Source organism: Bartonella vinsonii subsp. vinsonii (genome assembly GCF_902825235.1).
Classification (GTDB): Bacteria; Pseudomonadota; Alphaproteobacteria; order Rhizobiales; family Rhizobiaceae; genus Bartonella; species Bartonella vinsonii.
On the sequence record NZ_CADEAJ010000001.1, the window covers coordinates 250,155 to 268,759 of the forward strand.

Annotated in this window: 16 protein-coding genes; 8 read left to right on the forward strand and 8 right to left on the reverse strand. The window is 38.5% G+C overall.

The window, feature by feature from the left end:
- Positions 1-27 precede the first annotated feature (27 nt).
- A complete protein-coding gene (gene dapD / locus J7R12_RS01015) occupies positions 28-876 on the forward strand; it encodes a 2,3,4,5-tetrahydropyridine-2,6-dicarboxylate N-succinyltransferase (RefSeq protein WP_126602249.1) in 849 nt (282 codons plus the stop codon).
- A gap of 71 nt (positions 877-947) precedes the next feature.
- Here the strand turns inward: dapD and lepA are convergent, their stop codons facing one another.
- The 5 genes from lepA to dnaK form a co-directional block, all read right to left on the reverse strand.
- Positions 948-2,753 carry a translation elongation factor 4 gene (lepA, locus tag J7R12_RS01020; protein ID WP_126602247.1) on the reverse strand — a complete coding sequence of 602 codons (1,806 nt, stop codon included), beginning with the start codon at positions 2,751-2,753 and terminating at the stop codon, positions 948-950.
- Positions 2,754-3,327: 574 nt separating this feature from the next.
- The gene (locus tag J7R12_RS01025; RefSeq protein WP_126602245.1) at positions 3,328-4,221 is read right to left on the reverse strand and encodes a DMT family transporter; all 894 of its coding nucleotides are present in this window, start codon (positions 4,219-4,221) and stop codon (positions 3,328-3,330) included.
- Between the two features lie 32 nt (positions 4,222-4,253).
- Positions 4,254-5,159 (reverse strand): acetylglutamate kinase, encoded by a 906-nt coding sequence (gene argB / locus J7R12_RS01030; RefSeq protein ID WP_126602243.1) that lies wholly within the window; start codon positions 5,157-5,159, stop codon positions 4,254-4,256.
- Between the two features lie 709 nt (positions 5,160-5,868).
- Positions 5,869-7,014, reverse strand: coding sequence for a molecular chaperone DnaJ (gene dnaJ / locus J7R12_RS01035; protein WP_126602241.1), 1,146 nt, complete (start codon positions 7,012-7,014; stop codon positions 5,869-5,871).
- A 159-nt stretch (positions 7,015-7,173) separates the two neighbouring features.
- Entirely contained in the window at positions 7,174-9,066 is a 1,893-nt protein-coding gene (gene dnaK, locus J7R12_RS01040) for a molecular chaperone DnaK (protein ID WP_126602239.1), read from the reverse strand.
- A gap of 870 nt (positions 9,067-9,936) precedes the next feature.
- Between dnaK and J7R12_RS01045 the strand changes: the two genes are divergently transcribed.
- Positions 9,937-10,479, forward strand: coding sequence for a copper chaperone PCu(A)C (locus J7R12_RS01045; protein ID WP_126602237.1), 543 nt, complete (start codon positions 9,937-9,939; stop codon positions 10,477-10,479).
- Positions 10,480-10,600: 121 nt separating this feature from the next.
- Here the strand turns inward: J7R12_RS01045 and lysM are convergent, their stop codons facing one another.
- Entirely contained in the window at positions 10,601-11,056 is a 456-nt protein-coding gene (gene lysM, locus J7R12_RS01050; RefSeq protein WP_126602235.1) for a peptidoglycan-binding protein LysM, read from the reverse strand.
- Between the two features lie 413 nt (positions 11,057-11,469).
- Between lysM and J7R12_RS01055 the strand changes: the two genes are divergently transcribed.
- The 6 genes from J7R12_RS01055 to thpR all read left to right on the forward strand — a co-directional run bounded on the left by J7R12_RS01055 (position 11,470) and on the right by thpR (position 16,514).
- Positions 11,470-12,192, forward strand: a complete 723-nt coding sequence (locus tag J7R12_RS01055; RefSeq protein ID WP_126602233.1) for a response regulator transcription factor — start codon at positions 11,470-11,472, stop codon at positions 12,190-12,192.
- Between the two features lie 39 nt (positions 12,193-12,231).
- Positions 12,232-14,016, forward strand: a complete 1,785-nt coding sequence (locus J7R12_RS01060; protein WP_126602231.1) for a sensor histidine kinase — start codon at positions 12,232-12,234, stop codon at positions 14,014-14,016.
- Between the two features lie 23 nt (positions 14,017-14,039).
- Positions 14,040-14,504: an HPr kinase/phosphatase C-terminal domain-containing protein gene (locus J7R12_RS01065; RefSeq protein WP_126602229.1), complete on the forward strand. Its 465-nt coding sequence runs from the start codon at positions 14,040-14,042 to the stop codon at positions 14,502-14,504.
- Positions 14,505-14,635: 131 nt separating this feature from the next.
- A complete protein-coding gene (locus tag J7R12_RS01070) occupies positions 14,636-15,025 on the forward strand; it encodes a PTS sugar transporter subunit IIA (protein WP_126602227.1) in 390 nt (129 codons plus the stop codon).
- A 24-nt stretch (positions 15,026-15,049) separates the two neighbouring features.
- Positions 15,050-15,346, forward strand: coding sequence for an HPr family phosphocarrier protein (locus J7R12_RS01075; RefSeq protein ID WP_010704553.1), 297 nt, complete (start codon positions 15,050-15,052; stop codon positions 15,344-15,346).
- A 628-nt stretch (positions 15,347-15,974) separates the two neighbouring features.
- Positions 15,975-16,514, forward strand: a complete 540-nt coding sequence (gene thpR / locus J7R12_RS01080) for an RNA 2',3'-cyclic phosphodiesterase (RefSeq protein ID WP_126602224.1) — start codon at positions 15,975-15,977, stop codon at positions 16,512-16,514.
- Positions 16,515-16,623: 109 nt separating this feature from the next.
- Here the strand turns inward: thpR and grpE are convergent, their stop codons facing one another.
- Both grpE and hrcA read right to left on the reverse strand, forming a co-directional pair.
- Positions 16,624-17,286, reverse strand: a complete 663-nt coding sequence (gene grpE, locus J7R12_RS01085) for a nucleotide exchange factor GrpE (RefSeq protein WP_126602222.1) — start codon at positions 17,284-17,286, stop codon at positions 16,624-16,626.
- Positions 17,287-17,411: 125 nt separating this feature from the next.
- Positions 17,412-18,482, reverse strand: a complete 1,071-nt coding sequence (hrcA, locus tag J7R12_RS01090) for a heat-inducible transcriptional repressor HrcA (RefSeq protein WP_126604000.1) — start codon at positions 18,480-18,482, stop codon at positions 17,412-17,414.
- Positions 18,483-18,605 lie beyond the last annotated feature (123 nt).

The following is an 18,605-nucleotide window of genomic DNA, read 5'->3' on the forward strand; positions in this document are numbered from 1 at the left end:
TTCAACTTGTTTAACGGAACTCTTACCATGATTCATCTTACACAACTTGAAATAGTTATTGAAAAAGCCTTTGAAGACCGTGATTCTATCAATACTACGACAAAGGGTGAAATTCGCGAGAGTGTCGATTATGTATTAAACCTTCTTGATAAAGGTGAAATCCGTGTTGCAGAACGTCAAAAAGATGGGCAATGGCATGTTCATCAATGGTTAAAAAAAGCCGTTCTTCTCTCTTTTCGACTTAATCCTATGCAAATTATTTCTGGTGGGATAAATGGAACATCTTGGTGGGACAAAGTTCCCTCAAAATTTTCTGGTTGGCAAGAAGCAGACTTTAAAAAAGCCGACTTTCGTTCCGTCCCTGGAGCAATCGTGCGCCATTCTGCCTACATTGCTCCAAATGTCATCTTGATGCCCTCCTTTGTAAATCTTGGTGCCTTTATAGATGAGGGAACAATGGTTGATACATGGACTACCGTTGGCTCTTGCGCACAAATTGGTAAACATGTCCATCTTTCTGGGGGCGTTGGAATTGGAGGTGTTTTAGAGCCACTACAAGCAAATCCAACGATTATTGAAGATCATTGTTTTATCGGCGCGCGATCTGAAATCGTTGAAGGCTGTATTATCCGTGAAGGCGCTGTTTTAGGTATGGGAGTCTTTATTGGAAAATCTACAAAGATCATTGATCGTACAACAGGTGAAATTTTTATAGGCGAAGTACCAGCCTACAGTGTTGTTGTTCCAGGTTCTCTTCCCAGCAAACCATTATCAAACGGTGAAGCAGGACCAAATCTTTATTGCGCTGTTATAGTCAAACGCGTTGATCAAAAAACACGAGAAAAAACGTCCATTAATGATCTTTTGCGTGATTAAAAATCACGCCTCAAACTTCTTCGCTTATTGATAAAAAGCGTAATCAATAAGGGAAAATTCTCCCTTTTTCATTATTTATTCATTTTAAGCGCTTGAATAAAAGCTGACTGCGGAATTTCTACTTTTCCGAATTGGCGCATCCGCTTTTTGCCTTCTTTTTGCTTTTCTAAAAGTTTGCGTTTACGCGTCACATCACCCCCGTAACATTTAGCCGTCACATCTTTACGCAACGCACGAATTGTCTCACGTGCAATGATTTTACCACCAATCGCTGCTTGAACTGGAATCTGAAACATATGCTGAGGAATAAGATCTTTTAGTTTTTCACACATTGAGCGTCCGCGCCTTTCCGCAATCGTACGGTGTACAAGCATCGACAATGCATCAATAGACTCTCCATTTACCAAAATAGACATTTTAACCAGATCGCCCTCTGCATAACCTGTCATTTGATAATCGAAGGAAGCATATCCCTTCGAGATTGACTTTAAACGATCATAAAAATCAAAAACAACTTCATTCAGCGGCAAATCGTATGTAACCATAGCGCGCGTTCCTACATAGGACAAACTCACTTGGACTCCCCGCCGTTCTTGGCAAAGCTCTAAAATTGCACCAAGATAGTTATCAGGAGTCATGATTGTCGCCCGAATCCATGGTTCTTCAATGGAAGAAATTTTAACAATATCAGGCATATCAGCTGGATTATGCAATTCTTTGACAGAGCCATCATTCATATTCATACGATACACAACCGAAGGCGCTGTCGCAATGAGATCTAAATTAAACTCACGTTCTAATCGCTCTTGAATAATTTCGAGATGAAGAAGCCCTAAAAATCCACAACGAAAGCCAAACCCTAAAGCTGCCGATGTTTCCATTTCAAAGGAAAAACTTGCATCATTTAAACGCAACTTTCCCATGGCTGCACGCAAATCTTCAAAATCAGCAGCATCAATGGGAAAAAGTCCACAAAAGACAACCGGTTGTGCAGGTTTAAAACCAGACAATGCCTCTTCACAGGGGCGCCGTTCTTCCGTAATGGTATCACCAACCCGTGTATCAGCAACTTCTTTAATAGAAGCTGTTATAAAACCAATCTCTCCTGGTCCTAATTCATCAACATGAACCATTTTGGGGGTAAAGACTCCAACCCGTTCAACGAGATATCTTGCTCCTGTCCCCATCATGCGAATAGTTTGTCCCTTTTTCAACACACCATCAATCACCCGCACCAAAACGATGACACCAAGGTAACTATCATACCAACTATCAACCAACATTGCCTTTAAAGGTTTGTTAACATCACCAGTACGTGGAGATGGCAACTGAGTAACAATTGCTTCCAAAACATCAGGAACTCCCAAACCTGTTTTTGCTGATATTTCGACGGCTTCAGAGGTATCAATGCCAATCACATCTTCAATTTGTTCTTTAACACGTTCAGGTTCTGCTGCTGGAAGGTCAACCTTATTGAGCACAACAACCAATTCATGAGAATTATCGATAGCTTGATAAACATTCGCCAATGTTTGCGCCTCTACACCTTGGCTCGCATCTACAACCAAAAGTGAACCTTCACAAGCTGCCAATGAACGCGATACCTCATAAGCAAAATCAACGTGACCAGGCGTATCAATAAGATTTAAAATATAAGTCTCACCGTCCTTTGCTTTATAGTGCAAACGCACTGTTTGTGCTTTAATAGTAATTCCACGTTCACGCTCAATATCCATGGAATCGAGCACTTGCTCTTTCATTTCTCGTGTCTCAAGCCCTCCTGTTATTTGAATCAGACGATCAGCCAAAGTCGATTTTCCATGGTCAATATGCGCCACAATGGAAAAATTACGGATATAATTACGATCTATTGTCATACGAGGCGATTTAGCAAAGAATGGTACAAAACGCAAAGACCAATTATGTTTCTTTGAAAAGCTTTCGAAAAATCAAAGGAAAAGAGCCTCTATAAACACAATTTCTCATAATCTAAAAATGAGACCTTTGTTTGCTAAAACTCAATACCAATGATTAATAAGGACGCAAATGCTCTCAATTTTCTCATATCCATTAAGCCTTATCTCCCCTATGCGCGGACAATACTCGAAATGCATATAGAGCTTAGACTTGTGATAAAATTTGCAAAAACTATTGCTATTTGGACGTAATAGACCCGCTTTTTTCATTTTACACAAAATAAAAAAGCTTAATATTTGAGCAATTCATCTTCTTAACTGTTAAAACTTCAAAAATATGCTCTTTTGCGCAAACTCGTTTTAAAAAAGCATATTTCCTAAAAGATTCCTTTTCTTCTATCTAAAAGTGAAAAGCATAGAGAATCTGCTTAGTTTTGTTGAAAAAACAACAAAAATGAAAGCTCTTTAAGTAAAAATATCATGAAATAAACGCATAATAAGAGAGAGGCAAAGTTAATCAATTTTCTCAATCACTTTATCTTTTTTTACGCCATTGTGAAGGTTGCAATTCAGCCACAACGATCCCTATCAGAATAAGTGCTCCTCCCAATAAAGCTAAAGGGGACAAACGTTCACCAGCTAAACGCCCAACAATACCAGCCCATACAGGTTCACCTGCGTAAATAAGTGTTGCGCGCGTAGGCGAAATAGACTTTTGTGCCCAATTCATTGCTAATTGAATGATAGCACTCATCAATGCCAATCCTATACCGATACTTACCCATATCCATGAAAATTCAGGAATGCTTTCACCCATAAAAGGCATAGAAAAAAATGAAAAAAGACCACCAAAAAATAACTGTATAATCGTTACACGTCGACTATCAACTTTGTTGGCAAAAATTCCTATAAGTATAACTTCTCCAGCAATTGCTAAAGCACCTAACAAAGTCAGAAGTTCACCTTTTGAAAAATCAAAATTTCCCAGCTTTTGTCCAGAAATAAGTATAAGCCCAATAAAAGCGAAAACAATACCGATCCAACATGCTAAACGGGGAGGTTTTTTAAAAACAATCCATTGCAATATTGGAACTATAGGAACATAAAGCGCCGTGATAAAAGCCGATTGACTGCTAATAATTGTTTGAAGCCCCATAGCTTGCAAAGCGTAACCAAAAAACATTCCTGAACCAATAGCCATACCAGCAAAAATTTCATAAACTGTTATGCCTTTCATAGAGCGCCAAAAAATCGCCCCACACAGAAATGATGCAACGGTAAAGCGGAATCCAACAAAAAAGAGAGGACCGCTATAGCGTACCGCTATGTGAATCACTAAAAAAGTAATGCCCCACAATATTGTCGCAGCAAATAACACCAATTCTTGTTTGCTTAATAACGGACGTTTCAATTCTTTTATATCAACCATGAAAGGCTTCTTCCTCCAATTTTCTGTACACCTTATGAAACAATAAGTGTTCCAACACCTTGTTCAGTAAACAATTCTAGCAAGACAGAATGGGGAGTTTTACCATTTAAAATAACAACACCCTCTACACCATTTTGAAGAGCCTTTATACATGTTTCTACTTTTGGAATCATACCTCCTGAAATTGTTCCATCTCTGATAAAGTTTTCAGCTTCAGAAATTGTTAATTCTTTTAAAAGTTTACCCTGTTTATCTAAGACACCAGGAACATCGGTGAGAAATAAAAGGCGTTTTGCCTCTAATGCACCGGCAATGGCTCCGGCAAAAATATCAGCATTAATATTATAGGTTTTGCCATCACGGCCTGGAGCTACAGGAGCAAGAACTGGAATCATTTCAGAACATGCCAAAAGATCCAACAATGTGCGATCAACTTCAACAGGTTCGCCAACAAATCCTAAATCTAAAACACGTTCAATATGCGAATCGGGGTCTATGACAGTTTTATATGCCTTTTCAGCAAAAACCATATTGCCATCCTTGCCGCACAACCCTATTGCCCATTCACCCTCAGCATTGATAAGAGCAACAATTTCTTTGTTTATGGAACCTGCCAAAACCATTTCCACCACTTCAACGATCCGCTCATCGGTCACGCGCAAACCGTTTTCAAATCGTGATTCAATCCCCATTTTCATTAAAATTTCAGCAATTTGAGGTCCACCGCCATGAACAACAATAGGATTAATTCCTGATTGCTTCAATAGAGCAATATCACGTGCAAATGCCTGCCCCAAAGCAGCATCCCCCATAGCATGACCGCCATATTTTACAACCACTGTTTCATTTTCATATTTCTGCATATAGGGTAAAGCAGACGATAAAAACGCTGCTTGTTTTTCAAAAACATCTGCAGCACTGTTTTCAACATCATCCATAAAAAGAGCCTCCTTATCACTTTTTGCCTTCTCTTAATGACATCTAGAAAAAGTGAAAACGAATTTAAAACAAGTTTTACTCTATCCATCCCCCCCTGAAAATCGTCCATTTCTCTTTGAATTATGATAAATCTAAGATAGCTTCTCTAAAAAGAATTAGTATCAAAAAAATTGAACAAAATAAGTGTACAAAATGTTATTGTCCTACAATTTTATGTATAAAATTCGGAAGAAGAATTTAAAAAACTCTTAAGCCATACCGTACATTTAACGCAATGATTTTATCCTATACTGGGTCTTTAACAATGAATATATACAATTATTGATTTATAAAGATAATTAATCGTTTTGCACTTTAAATAAATTCACTGAACACAAGATCTCTCCATTTCTCATTCCCTTATGGACTGTCTCAAGTAAGAGGAATCGCAATATTGATAGCTCGCAAATAAATATAAATGTGGATTATTGATAATATCACATCAGAAAACCTTTAGCATCAACTTCTATTGTATTCTTATTACTATATAAACTCCCTTAAAGAGAGCAACAAAAGCATTACGAAAAACCAAAACATCCCTTCACAAAATGAAGGTCGTTTTGTTCATTAAGCAAGGATAAAATTGAATTTCCCTCTTCTCTCTATGAAAGATTATTCATCTTTTATTTCTACAGGAATACACATAATCCATTCATGAATGCGTATTCATTAATTTTGTCCCGAAATATTTTCAAAAAATTCCTTCATACGTGAAAAAAAACCATGCGATTGTGGTGAATTCTCATGATTTGAAAGCTTCTCAAATTTTTGCAACAATTCGCGTTGCTCCTGCGTTAATTTCTGAGGTGTTTCAATAGTGATATGAATATAAAGATCGCCCCTTACTTGCTGACGACGCAACATTGGCATTCCTTTGCCTTTAAGACGGAACTGACGCCCATTTTGTGTACCTTCTGGAACCTTAACACGTGTTTTGACACCATCAAGGTCGGAAACTTCAAATTCACCTCCTAAAGCAGCTGTCACCATCGAAATAGGTACACGACAATGAAGATCTGCTCCTTCCCGCTGAAAAAACTCATGCGGTTTAATGGAAAGAAAAATATAAAGATCGCCGCTAGGACCACCACGAATTCCTGCATCTCCCTCACCAGAAAGACGAATACGCGTACCATCTTCAATACCAGCTGGAACATTCACGCTCAATAAACGTTTTTTCTCCACCCGTCTCGTCCCCTGACATTTTGGACATGGATCTGTAATAGTTTCACCCCGTCCATGACATGCAGGACATGTTCGTTCAATAGAAAAAAAACCTTGTGCAGCACGCACACGACCAGCTCCATGACACGTTCCACAAACTTGTGGCTTAGAGCCTTTTTTCGCGCCTGATCCTTCACAAACATCACAAGTAACGGAACTCGGAATATTAATTTTCGCGGTTTTTCCTGAAAATGCCTCTTCCAAGGTCACTTCCATATTATAACTCAGATCAGCACCACGCTCGCGGCCATCATTGCGCTTACGGTGCATCCCTCCCATAATTTCACCAAAAAAATCTTCAAAAATATCAGCAAATCCACCACCCGCAGCAAATCCACCAAAGGGATTTGCTCCCTCACGGCCACTATTTTCAAAAGCCGCATGACCAAAGCGATCATAAGCTGCACGCTTTTGAGGATCTTTGAGAACTTCATAAGCTTCACCAATTTCTTTAAATTTCCGCTCAGCCTCTTTATCCCCTGCGTTGCGATCAGGATGATATTGCATTGCTAACTTACGAAAAGCAGATTTCAACTTTTTATCATCACATTCACGAGTTACGCCAAGAATTTCATAATAATCTACTTTCATCATGTATTCCTGATAAATTTTTTGTCATCCATCTTTACGGATAAGATTTTCTTTTAATTTATATTTTTAGCAAAAAAGTTGCAACTTATCCCAAATAATAAAGCCCAGCCTTCTCTTTCGAAGACCGGGTTTATTAAGTAATCAATGCATTTGCTTACACTATTTCTTCTTATCATTAATTTCTTCAAAATCAGCATCAACAACATCATCATCCTTTGTATCTGTTTCAGTGTTGTCTGTTGCTGTTTGTGAAGCTTCATACATAGCCTGTCCAAGCTTCATACTGACTTCTGCTAATTTCTGCATTTTTACTGTTACTTCTTCAGTATCAGTACCATCAAGTGCAGACTTCAAATCAGATATTGCCGTTTCAATTTGTTCTTTATCTGCAGCTGATACCTTGTCACCATATTCAGTCAATGACTTCTCAGTTGAATGTATAAGAGCTTCCGCTTGATTTTTAGCTTCAACACCTTCACGGCGTTTTTTGTCTTCAGCCGCATGTTCCTCTGCATCTTTTACCATTTTTTCGATGTCAGCGTCACTTAAACCACCTGATGCTTGAATACGAATTTGATGTTCTTTACCTGTCCCTTTATCTTTAGCAGATACATTGACAATACCATTCGCATCAATATCAAAAGTAACCTCAATCTGAGGCATACCACGCGGTGCTGGTGGAATACCAACAAGATCAAATTGAGCCAATAACTTGTTATCACTAGCCATTTCGCGTTCACCTTGGAAAACACGAATAGTCACTGCACTTTGATTATCATCAGCTGTTGAAAAAACTTGCGATTTTTTCGTTGGGATAGTGGTATTGCGTTCAATCAGACGTGTAAAAACCCCGCCCAACGTTTCAATCCCCAAAGACAAAGGTGTCACATCCAAGAGCAACACATCTTTCACATCGCCCTGTAATACCCCTCCTTGGATAGCAGCACCCATTGCTACAACTTCATCGGGATTAACACCTTTGTGTGGGTCTTTGCCGAAAAAGTTTTGCACAACTTCTTGGATCTTGGGCATACGTGTCATACCGCCCACTAAAACAACTTCGTCAATCTCACCAGCTTTTAGCCCCGCATCTTTTAATGCGGCTTTACAAGGCTCTATAGTACGTTGAACCAAATCATCAACGAGAGACTCAAACTTTGCCCGCGTTAACTTCATTGTCAAATGCTTGGGACCGGATTGATCTGCTGTAATAAATGGCAAATTGATTTCCGTTTGTTGTGAAGAAGAAAGTTCAATCTTTGCTTTTTCTGCTGCTTCTTTTAAGCGCTGCAATGCCAATTTATCATTTTTTAGATCAATCCCTTGTTCTTTCTTGAATTCATCAGCAAAGTAACCAACCAAGCGCATGTCAAAATCTTCACCGCCTAAAAAAGTATCTCCATTGGTTGACTTAACTTCAAAAACACCATCTCCAATTTCAAGCACAGAAATATCAAATGTACCACCACCAAGGTCGTAAACAGCAATGGTTTTTCCGTCTTTTTTATCCAAACCATATGCTAAAGCAGCAGCTGTTGGCTCATTGATAATCCGCAAAACCTCAAGTCCAGCAATTTTACCTGCATCTTTGGTTGCTTGACGTTGTGCATCATTGAAATAGGCAGGAACAGTAATAACCGCTTGCTCAACTTTTTCACCAAGATAAGACTCCGCAGTTTCTTTCATCTTTTGCAAAATCATAGCTGAAATTTGTGACGGAGAATATTTCTTACCTGCTTCTTCAACCCATGCATCACCATTATCGCCTTTAACAATCTTATAAGGCACAAGCGCTTTATCTTTTTCAACCATGGGATCATCAAAACGGCGACCAATCAAGCGCTTAACTGCAAAAACCGTCCCTTCAGGGTTCGTAACCGCTTGCCGTTTAGCAGGTTGCCCAACAAGCCGTTCTCCTCCATCAGTAAAAGCAACAACAGAAGGTGTTGTTCGTGCCCCTTCTGAATTTTCTATAACCTTTGCGTTTTTGCCATCCATAACAGCGACACAAGAGTTAGTTGTCCCCAAATCAATACCTATTACTTTTGCCATATTATAATCTCCATTCAGCAAGCTACCTCAACCTTCATCAAGCATCTTTCTAAGACAGCTCCTCATAACACTTAAAAGCCTGCACCTTACTTCAAAGTTACACAAACAATAAGCTGCAAGTCGCAACAAGCCTTTTCTGCTCCGTATATAAGAACAGGCTCTTATCGCTACAAGAGAAGAATGAGAGAAACATCCAGAAAATAAAATTTTCTTTTCAAATAAGCACTCTGCTTATACGTAAACGCCCTCTTTTAATGAAGCGAACATCATAACATCTCTTTAATTTATGCCCATAAAATACCAACCTATAACAATCAAAAAATCAAAGATGAAGAATGGTGCACTTTTTGTTGATCTCTCATAGGCACAGAAAATACTCACAGATTTTTTTAAATATTGTTAAGACACAAATGACTTATGATACAAATACCATAAACCTTCCTTAGCCAAACCGCTCATAGTCCCCACATACTCATGTAATTAAGAGATGAGATATTTCTTACATCCCCCTGCCTAAGCATCAAACCTCAGCTTGTTTAATAGAAGGAGAAGAGCTTTGTCTATCAATTTATTCTCAAAAGCTCCGCCTCTGGCCATTAATTGTTCATTTTTCTTTGGATCCCATGCTTTAAATATACCCGACATAACCTTCTTTTTACCTAAATATTCATTCGCAAATATATAAAGCAGCCCCCTTAGTCTTTTTGCTTTAAGGATACTGTCATGGCACACCTTATTGGCTTCTTTTAAAAAAGAATCCCCCCTTTTTTACATGTAAATTCGTATAACTTTGGTAATTCTTTCTTTTATTTTGAACAAAAATTCTGCTAAAAATAGAGTGAAGTGAATCTCACGAAGGAGGGTAAATCAATGATAATATTTATTGTTGGAAGAATAAAGAATTTCATATCCAGAAATCTAGTTCTCGCACAATATCCACTCAAAAATGTCGTGTGGACTCTTCTCTTTACTTGCATAGCCATACCCGCAACCGCTCAGCAATATAAAATTGGAGACATAGAAATTCTTCATCCTTGGACACGGGCAACACCCAGAGGTGTAAAAGTAAGCAGCGGTTATCTCTACATCATTAATCACGGCAATACCCCAGATCGTTTGATTTCTGTTTCAACAAACGGAGTACAAACAACAGAAATCCACTCTATGGTAGTCGTTAACGATATTATGAATATGGAAAAAATGCACAATGGCATTGAAATTCCAGGCAATGGTGAGATCTCCCTTAAACCCGGTGGTAATCATATTATGTTCGTGGGGCTTTCACAACCATTCAAGCTAGGTGAAAAAATTGGTGCAAAGCTGACTTTTGAGAAAGCAGGAACAATTGGCATTGATTTCTCTGTAAATGCACTGGGAGATAAAGCACATCCTAAATCAGATTCTACGCACTAAGCTCTTTCATTACGCTTCAATGTACAGTTCAATATATAAGGAGTGCAAAAATTTTCTTCGCACTCCTTGAATCATTTGTTTGGCAATATAAAATAAATGAAAACTTAATTATCTCTCTGAATTAAACATGATCAACTTCAGGAATACGCAAAACTTGTCCAGGATAAATTTTATCGGGAGATTTTAGCATTGGTTTATTAGCTTCAAAAATCAATGTGTTTTTATCACCTTGCCCTTTCCCATAAACTTCTTCAGCAATTTTCCAAAGGTTATCACCAGATTTAACCTCATAAAAGCGAGAAACTTTTGTGGACACACTCTTTGCAATCTTCAATTGGTCAATATCAACAGAAGAGATGCCCTGTGAATTTCCCACAACTAAAAGTACTTTTTCAAGAGTTTCTCTATCTGGAACCTCCCCACTTAAAATAGCTTTACCATTTTCAACCCGAATATTCACTTTTTCTGCTCTGAATCGAAAATTATCAAATGCAGCCTTAAAATCTTTCTCTTCTGGCTCACGATCCCCAATACCAAGTTTTTCTCCAACCGTCTTAATAAAATGAAACAATCCCATTGTAGCCTCCTTTTGTGCAGTGGAAGCAATTTTTTGTGCATATGTCACCACACTTCTATTTATCTTTGCTCGTAAATAAAACAGATAGGCATGTTTTCTAAACTTCAACAATCAAAACAAATTTGTGCAATTATGGAACAGGGACAACAACAAACTTTGATAAAATTGGATAAAGACAACAATAAACTTTGATAAAAAATGCTCCTATAAACATTTTCTCTCAAGCAAAGGGATCTTAACGCACACAAAAGCATTATAAAATTGCAAAGATAAAACAAGCTTTTATCGTAAAAGTAAAAGCATTTTTACTCTGCTATAATTTGTACCATATTTGTTTTGCAAAAAAAATGTGAACTCCCATATAAATAGCGTGGGTTGTTTGCTATCATAGCAATAGAAAGGTCTAAGAAGCCATGAAAGATACACCAACAGTCACGCAAACGATTGTACTTGTTGATGATGACCGCAATATTTTGACATCTTTATCTTTTGCGCTTGAGACAGAAGGCTATCGGGTTGAAAGCTACACAGATGGAGCATCTGCACTCAAAGGTCTCACACTCCATCCTCCACATTTAGCTATTTTTGATATTAAAATGCCTCGAATGGATGGAATGGAACTTTTGCGTCGTTTGCGTCAAAAATCTGATATTCCTGTTATTTTTCTTACCTCTAAAGATGATGAAATTGATGAACTCTTTGGTCTCAAAATGGGAGCTGATGATTTTATTACCAAACCTTTCTCTCAACGTCTTCTCATTGAGCGTGTGAAAGCTATTTTACGTCGTTCCAATGCACGTAATCAACCGCTTACAACAGGTACCTCTCCTACCTCTTCTCTCAAACGCGGAGATCTTGTGATGGATCAAGAACGACACACCTGTACATGGAAAGATAAACCTGTTATTCTGACTGTCACAGAATTTTTGATTCTACAAACTTTAGCACAAAGACTAGGAGTTGTGAAAAGTCGTGATGCTTTGATGGATGCCGCTTATAGTGATCAAGTCTATGTAGATGATCGCACCATTGATAGTCACATTAAACGTCTGCGTAAAAAGTTTAAACAAGTGGATGATGATTTTGCAATGATTGAAACACTTTATGGTGTAGGCTATCGTTTCCACGAAGTATGAAACTATTTTGTTGCAAAAGCGTGAACGGCAACCAAATCGATGACAAAAAGTACTCAACTGGAAACTCTAAAAAAAACGATATCAAGTGGTACCCCTTCAGCACCATTTTCTATGTTTCCCCATTTGCATTTTCGAATACAACGTCTCCTTAGACAATTGCTGTTTTCTAGTCTTACACGTCGTATTGTCATCTTAAATATTGCGGCTCTCGCCGTTTTGGTGACAGGCATTTTATACTTTAATCAATTTCGCGATGGTTTGATTGAAGCGACGATGAAAAGTCTATGCATCCAAGGAAAAATTATTGCTGGAGCCATTGCTGCTTCCGCAACGGTAGATCCAAATTCTATTCTCATTGATCCTCAAAAACTTCTAGAATTGCACGCTGGGGAAAGCGTTACACCCGCGCCTCAATCAATTGACTCGTGGGACTTTCCTATTAATCCAGAACAAGTTGCTCCTCTTTTACGACGCCTTATTAAGCCTAAAACAACAAGGGCACGTATCTATGATCGGGATGCTACTCTCCTTCTTGATTCGCGCGTTCTTTATTCTAGTGGTGAAGTTTTTAGCTATGATTTACCTCCACTTAAAACAAAAAAAAATATGTGGGAACATCTCACTTCATGGCTATCAAATACATTTTATGGCAATGGTATTGCTCTTGACAGAGAACAAACAAAAAATCGAGGTATTGCCTATCCAGAAGTATACCGAGCATTAAACGGATCTGTTGCAACTGCCAAACGACGCAATAGACAAGGTCAACTAATTGTTTCAGTTGCCGTTCCTGTTCAACGTTATCGTGCAGTGGTGGGAGCACTTCTTCTTTCAACAACCGGTTCAGATATTGACAATATTGTAAAGGGCGAAAGATTAGTGATTTTTAAAGTCTTTGCCGTTGTAAGCAGCGTGCTTTTGGTACTTTCTCTCTTTTTAGCTCATACAATTGCCCATCCACTCAGCAAATTATCTGCTTCTGCTAACCGTGTGCGCAATGGCAATAATAAGCGCGTAGAAATTCCTGATTTTTCAATGCGTGAAGATGAAATTGGTCACCTTTCAACCTCTATTCGTGATATGACCAATGCTCTTTATATGCGTATTGAAGCCATTGAACGTTTTGCTGCCGATGTAAGCCATGAATTAAAAAATCCACTTACCTCACTACGAAGTGCTGTTGAAACGCTGCCACTGGCTAAAAATGAAGAAGCACAGGAAAAATTGTTAGAAATTATTCAACATGATGTACATCGTCTTGATCGTTTGATTACTGATATTTCTGATGCCTCGCGGCTAGATGCAGAGCTTGCTCGTGAAACCGCACAGATTGTTGATATGACATCACTTTTAGAAAGTCTTGTTCATGCTGTCCAAGAAGTATACCGGAATACACAAACCCTTGATGTAAGCCTTAATATTGTCCCACGTCCTCATGGAAAAGCCTATCTTGTTTTGGGTCACGAACTCCGTTTGGGGCAAGTCATTTCCAATCTCATTGAAAACGCACGTTCCTTTATTCCCCATGATAATGGTAAAATTTGTATAACAATGAAAAGTCAGGCTTCAACCCTTATTTTAATCATTGAAGATAATGGCCCTGGTATTCGTTCAGAGAATGTTGAACGTATTTTTGAACGTTTTTATACGGATCGACCAAACGAAGATGCTTTTGGTCAAAATTCAGGACTTGGTCTTTCTATTAGTCGGCAAATCATCGAGGCTCATAATGGAACAATTACAGCTGAAAATATTGTTGACCATGAATTTGGAAAGAGTAAAACTGGTGCACGTTTTATTATTATGCTTCCCTTCGCTAAATAAATCCTTTATCCAAAGCAAAAGGTATGAAAACAAAAAGTGAACTACTGCACGCCAATTGCCTTCAACTGGGAGGAAAGGGACTGTTAATTATAGGCCCTTCGGGATCAGGAAAATCAACCCTTACTCTTTCTTTACTCGACCGTGCCGAATGGTCAAAACGTGAAGCAAAACTTATCAGTGATGATTATACAATGCTTCGTGTAGAAAATGGAAAACTTTATGGATATACTCCAGAAGGTTTGCAAGGCGGTATTGAGATTCGCGGTGTTGGTCTTTATACAATAGAGTTTGAAAAACAAACAGCTATCGATTGCGTTATTCGTCTTGGTCCTGAATATGAACGCTTTTCCACAAATCAAACTTTTCAATTTGCAGATCTCCATATTCCCCTTTTAAAACTCCCTAGCCTTCATGAAGCCGATTGTACAGCCATTTGCCAAGCTATTGAAGCATTCTTTTTTAGAAAAATATGGTGTAAATCTGTCTAATTTTTTTCCAAAGATAAAAAATATTATTTTTGCCTTTTTTTTGCAAATTTTTCTTGGCAGCAGTATAAAGCCTTGTAAAACATCCTTTCCACCAATATGGTCGGATCTTTAGTTAATAGGAGTTTGTGTAAATGATTGGACTCGTGCTTGTAACGCACGGTGAGCTGGCTGTTGAATTTCTACATGCAGTGGAACATGTTGTTGGAACACAAGAAAAATTCGCAACAATATGCGTCTATCCTGATGATGACATAGATCAGCGCCGAGGTGATATTATAGCCGCAGTTTCCTCTACAGATGCAAACCATGGCGTTATTATATTAACAGATGTGTTCGGTGGAACACCTTCAAATATGGCTATTTCTGCTGTTGAAAAAGGACGCGTTGAGATGATTGCGGGTGTTAATTTACCCATGCTCATTAAACTCATTTCTATTCGGCAATGTCCTGATATTTCATTATCAGAAGCATTAAAAATAGCGCAAGAAGCAGGGCGTAAATATATTAATGTACCAGTATGATTTTATAGCGGATAATTAACACTAATGCTTTCCAAAAACCCTCTCCCATCTAAACTAAGTCGTCATTTTAATATTTGTAATAAACGTGGGTTGCATGCACGTGCTTCTGCCAAATTTGTCCAAACTGTTGACAATTTCAATGCCACTGTTGAAGTTGAAAAAGATGGAAAAATTGTTGGTGGTTCATCAATTATGGGACTTATGATGTTAGCAGCTTCATCCGGTTGCAACCTTACCATTCGTGTTTCAGGACCAGAAGCAACTGATGCTCTTGATGCTCTTGAAAAACTCATCAATAATAAATTTGGAGAAGAGAATTAGAGTTTTTCACCAAAAAGACGTATGAGCATCCTTGGAATGAGGAAAAACTGCTTTCCGTTTTATCAGAGTGGGCTTTCTTGTTTTCCTTTTCAAAATACCAAAGTTCATATCTGTTACGGTTTTATAATTGTCATAGACGTAAATGCTTGCAGAAACCCTATTGAGCGCAATATTTGCGCTTGCTTTTTGTCTCAGCACTCTTTGAACCATTTGAGTGTTTGTTGCGTATTATGGTTGTCCCACTTAACATGTATCGTTAAATATTTACAAAAAGAAAAAAATTTTACCTTTTGCTGAATGTTAGTTGTTAAGCTACCTTAGAGAAATGTGAAGATGAGCTTTTAAAATCTATCAATTTTCCACTTTTAGACTTTATTTGTAGTGTTTATAATGAAAGTACAAGCTCTCTTCTGCTACACTATCTCTTTGATGCAACTCATAAAAATACGGCTTTTGTTGGTATCATAACCATTTTCTTAAGATAAATTAAGCGTTATGAATTTAAATATTATAGACATTTTTTAGCCATTCTTTTTCTACAATATTGTCTTATCCTTAAGAGCACATGCGTGCCTCTTGTTATCGGCCATTGTACTTACGGTGGCGTTTTTATTGTAAGGAGATACCCATGCAACGTCTGTTTAGTGCTCTCCAGATTCCTCAACAAACAACAGAAGCACTCATATCACTGCAAAATGGCCTGCCAAACGCGCAGTGGATTAATCCGAAAAACTTTCATATCACTTTGTCTTTTTTTGGCGAAGTTGAGAGCGCGCTAGCAGATGCGCTTATTCGTGCCCTTGATACAATAAAGCTCCCTCCTTTTGTACTACAACCAAGGGGGTTTGACGTTTTTGGTTCAGAAAATGCTCCACATTCTCTTGTTGTTCGTATTGAGCCTTGTGAAACTCTCAGCCTTTTACATGAAAAAATGCAATCTATTCGTAGCCATTTAGGTCTAACACCTGATGAAAGAGAATTTACTCCACATATTACTCTGGCGCGATTGCTCGATATTAAACCTGAAGATCTTCCTTCTTATTTGTCTTCTCGGAGTGATTTCTCGTTTCTACCTTTTGAGGTTAATCACTTTGTTTTATTATTATCGCCATCTCCCTCAAGCGATGCCCCTTATATTGTGGAAAAAAGTTGGGCACTTAGAGGATAAAAGGGTGTTTTAACACCCTTTAGAGCTCTCTTTGATAAAAGATTTATGAATATGGAGAACTCCACCTAAGAGCACATTCTTGCACCGAAGGCGTTACAACTGATGTATTTTAAGCTGAATCAGGTTCTACAGAGGGTTCTTTTGCTCCTCCTTTGGCTACACCCACTATAGCCGGACGCAGGACACGCTCACCAATAATATAACCGGCCTGAACAACTTGCTGAACAGTGTTATCTGGAACATCAGAGTTAGGAATTTCAAACATCGCTTGGTGAAAGTGAGGATCAAATTTTTGTCCCTCTGGATGAATTTTTTGTACCCCATGACGTTCTAGCGCTGCTATCATCGCCCGCTCAGTCATTTCTACGCCCTCTGCTAATGTCTTCAAACCCGCATCATTCTCCTTTGCTCCTTCTGGAATAGCCTCCAAAGCACGATTGAGGTTATCAGAAACGGATAACATATCACGTGCAAAACTCGCAATTGAATAAGCCTTCGCATCCGCTATATCACGTGCAGTACGGCGTCGAAGGTTTTCCATATCTGCAGCAAGACGCAAAATCTGATCTTTTAGCTCTTTATTTTCGCTCTGTAAAGCAGCCAATGGATCGGCAAACTCATTTTCTTCCTCTTCAACCTCCGCACGCGCCTCTGCTTCACGTGTTTTTAAAAACGCATCCGCTGCTTTTTTAAGTGCATCGCGATCAGCTGGATTTTTCAAATCACAATTTTCAGATGAAGCGTCAGTAAATTTGTTTTTTTCATCAGACATAAAAATTCCATTCCTTCATAAGATTTCTTATTCTCGATATCGAAATTTTATAGACAAAAATCAAGGGGTATTTATGCATCTTCAATATAATAAGCATTTATAATACAAATATTCTCCCTCATCGTCTAACGCAGCAGTTGCGATACAAGTTGAGCTGTATAATCGACCATAGGTACAATTCTTGCATAATTAAGCCGTGTAGGCCCAATAACGCCTAAAGCGCCAATAACTCTTTGTTTTGAATCACGATAAGGTGCCACCACCAAAGAAGAACCAGAAAGCGAAAACAACTTATTTTCTGAACCAATAAAAATACGAACCCCTGAACCTTCATCCGTTAAATCAAGTAGTTGCGCCATACTTTCACGCGTTTCTAGGTCATCAAAAAGATGTCGTAACCGCTCTAAATCTTCTTCGGCCTTCACATCTTCAAGCAAATTGCTGCGCCCGCGAACAATGAGGTGTATTTTATGATCAGCATCTTCCCCTCCCCACAGAGCTAACCCCGTTTCAACAAGATGATGAGACAAGTGATCAAGTGCAGCCCGTGTTTCTGAACATAAACGGGCAATTTCTTCTTTAGCTTCACTCAATGTGAGCCCCTGAATATGCGCATTGAGAAAATTCGTTGCTTCTGTCAATTGTGCATGGGTAACCCCTTCTGGTAAATGAACAATACGATTTTCAACGTCACCTTGTTGAGTCACTAAAACAGCAAGAGCATGCTCCCCATCAAGGCGCACAAATTCAATATGTTTCAATGTCCCTTCATATTTTGTTGCTAAAACAAGCCCTGCCCCACGTGAGAGATCTGAAAGAACGCGGCTCGCTTGGACAAGAAAATGTTCAACGGATTGCGCATGACCAGCCTCCTTAACTTGCGTTTCAATACTCTCGCGCTCCTCGTTTGGCAAATCACCTGCTTCCATAAACGCATCAACAAAAAATCGTAATCCTGATTGTGTTGGCATTCGCCCTGCAGAAATATGAGGTGCATAAATCAAACCAAGATGTTCAAGATCACTCATTACATTGCGAATCGTTGCAGGAGATAATGTTTGCCGCAAAAGCCGCGAAAGATTCCGTGATCCTACAGGTTCACCGTCATTAAGATAGGCTTCCACAATATGGCGAAAGATATCGCGCGAACGCTCATCAAGATATTTTAATTCATCATCAATAGGTTTGTGCTTCATCACAATTTTTTCACTACTTTAAAAACACTTCTTTCTTATATAAGTTTTACCAAGTTTTGGTCAAATAGTCCAAAGTAGTGCAAAAGCATATTATATCTTTTACCATAAAAAAATGCTATCATC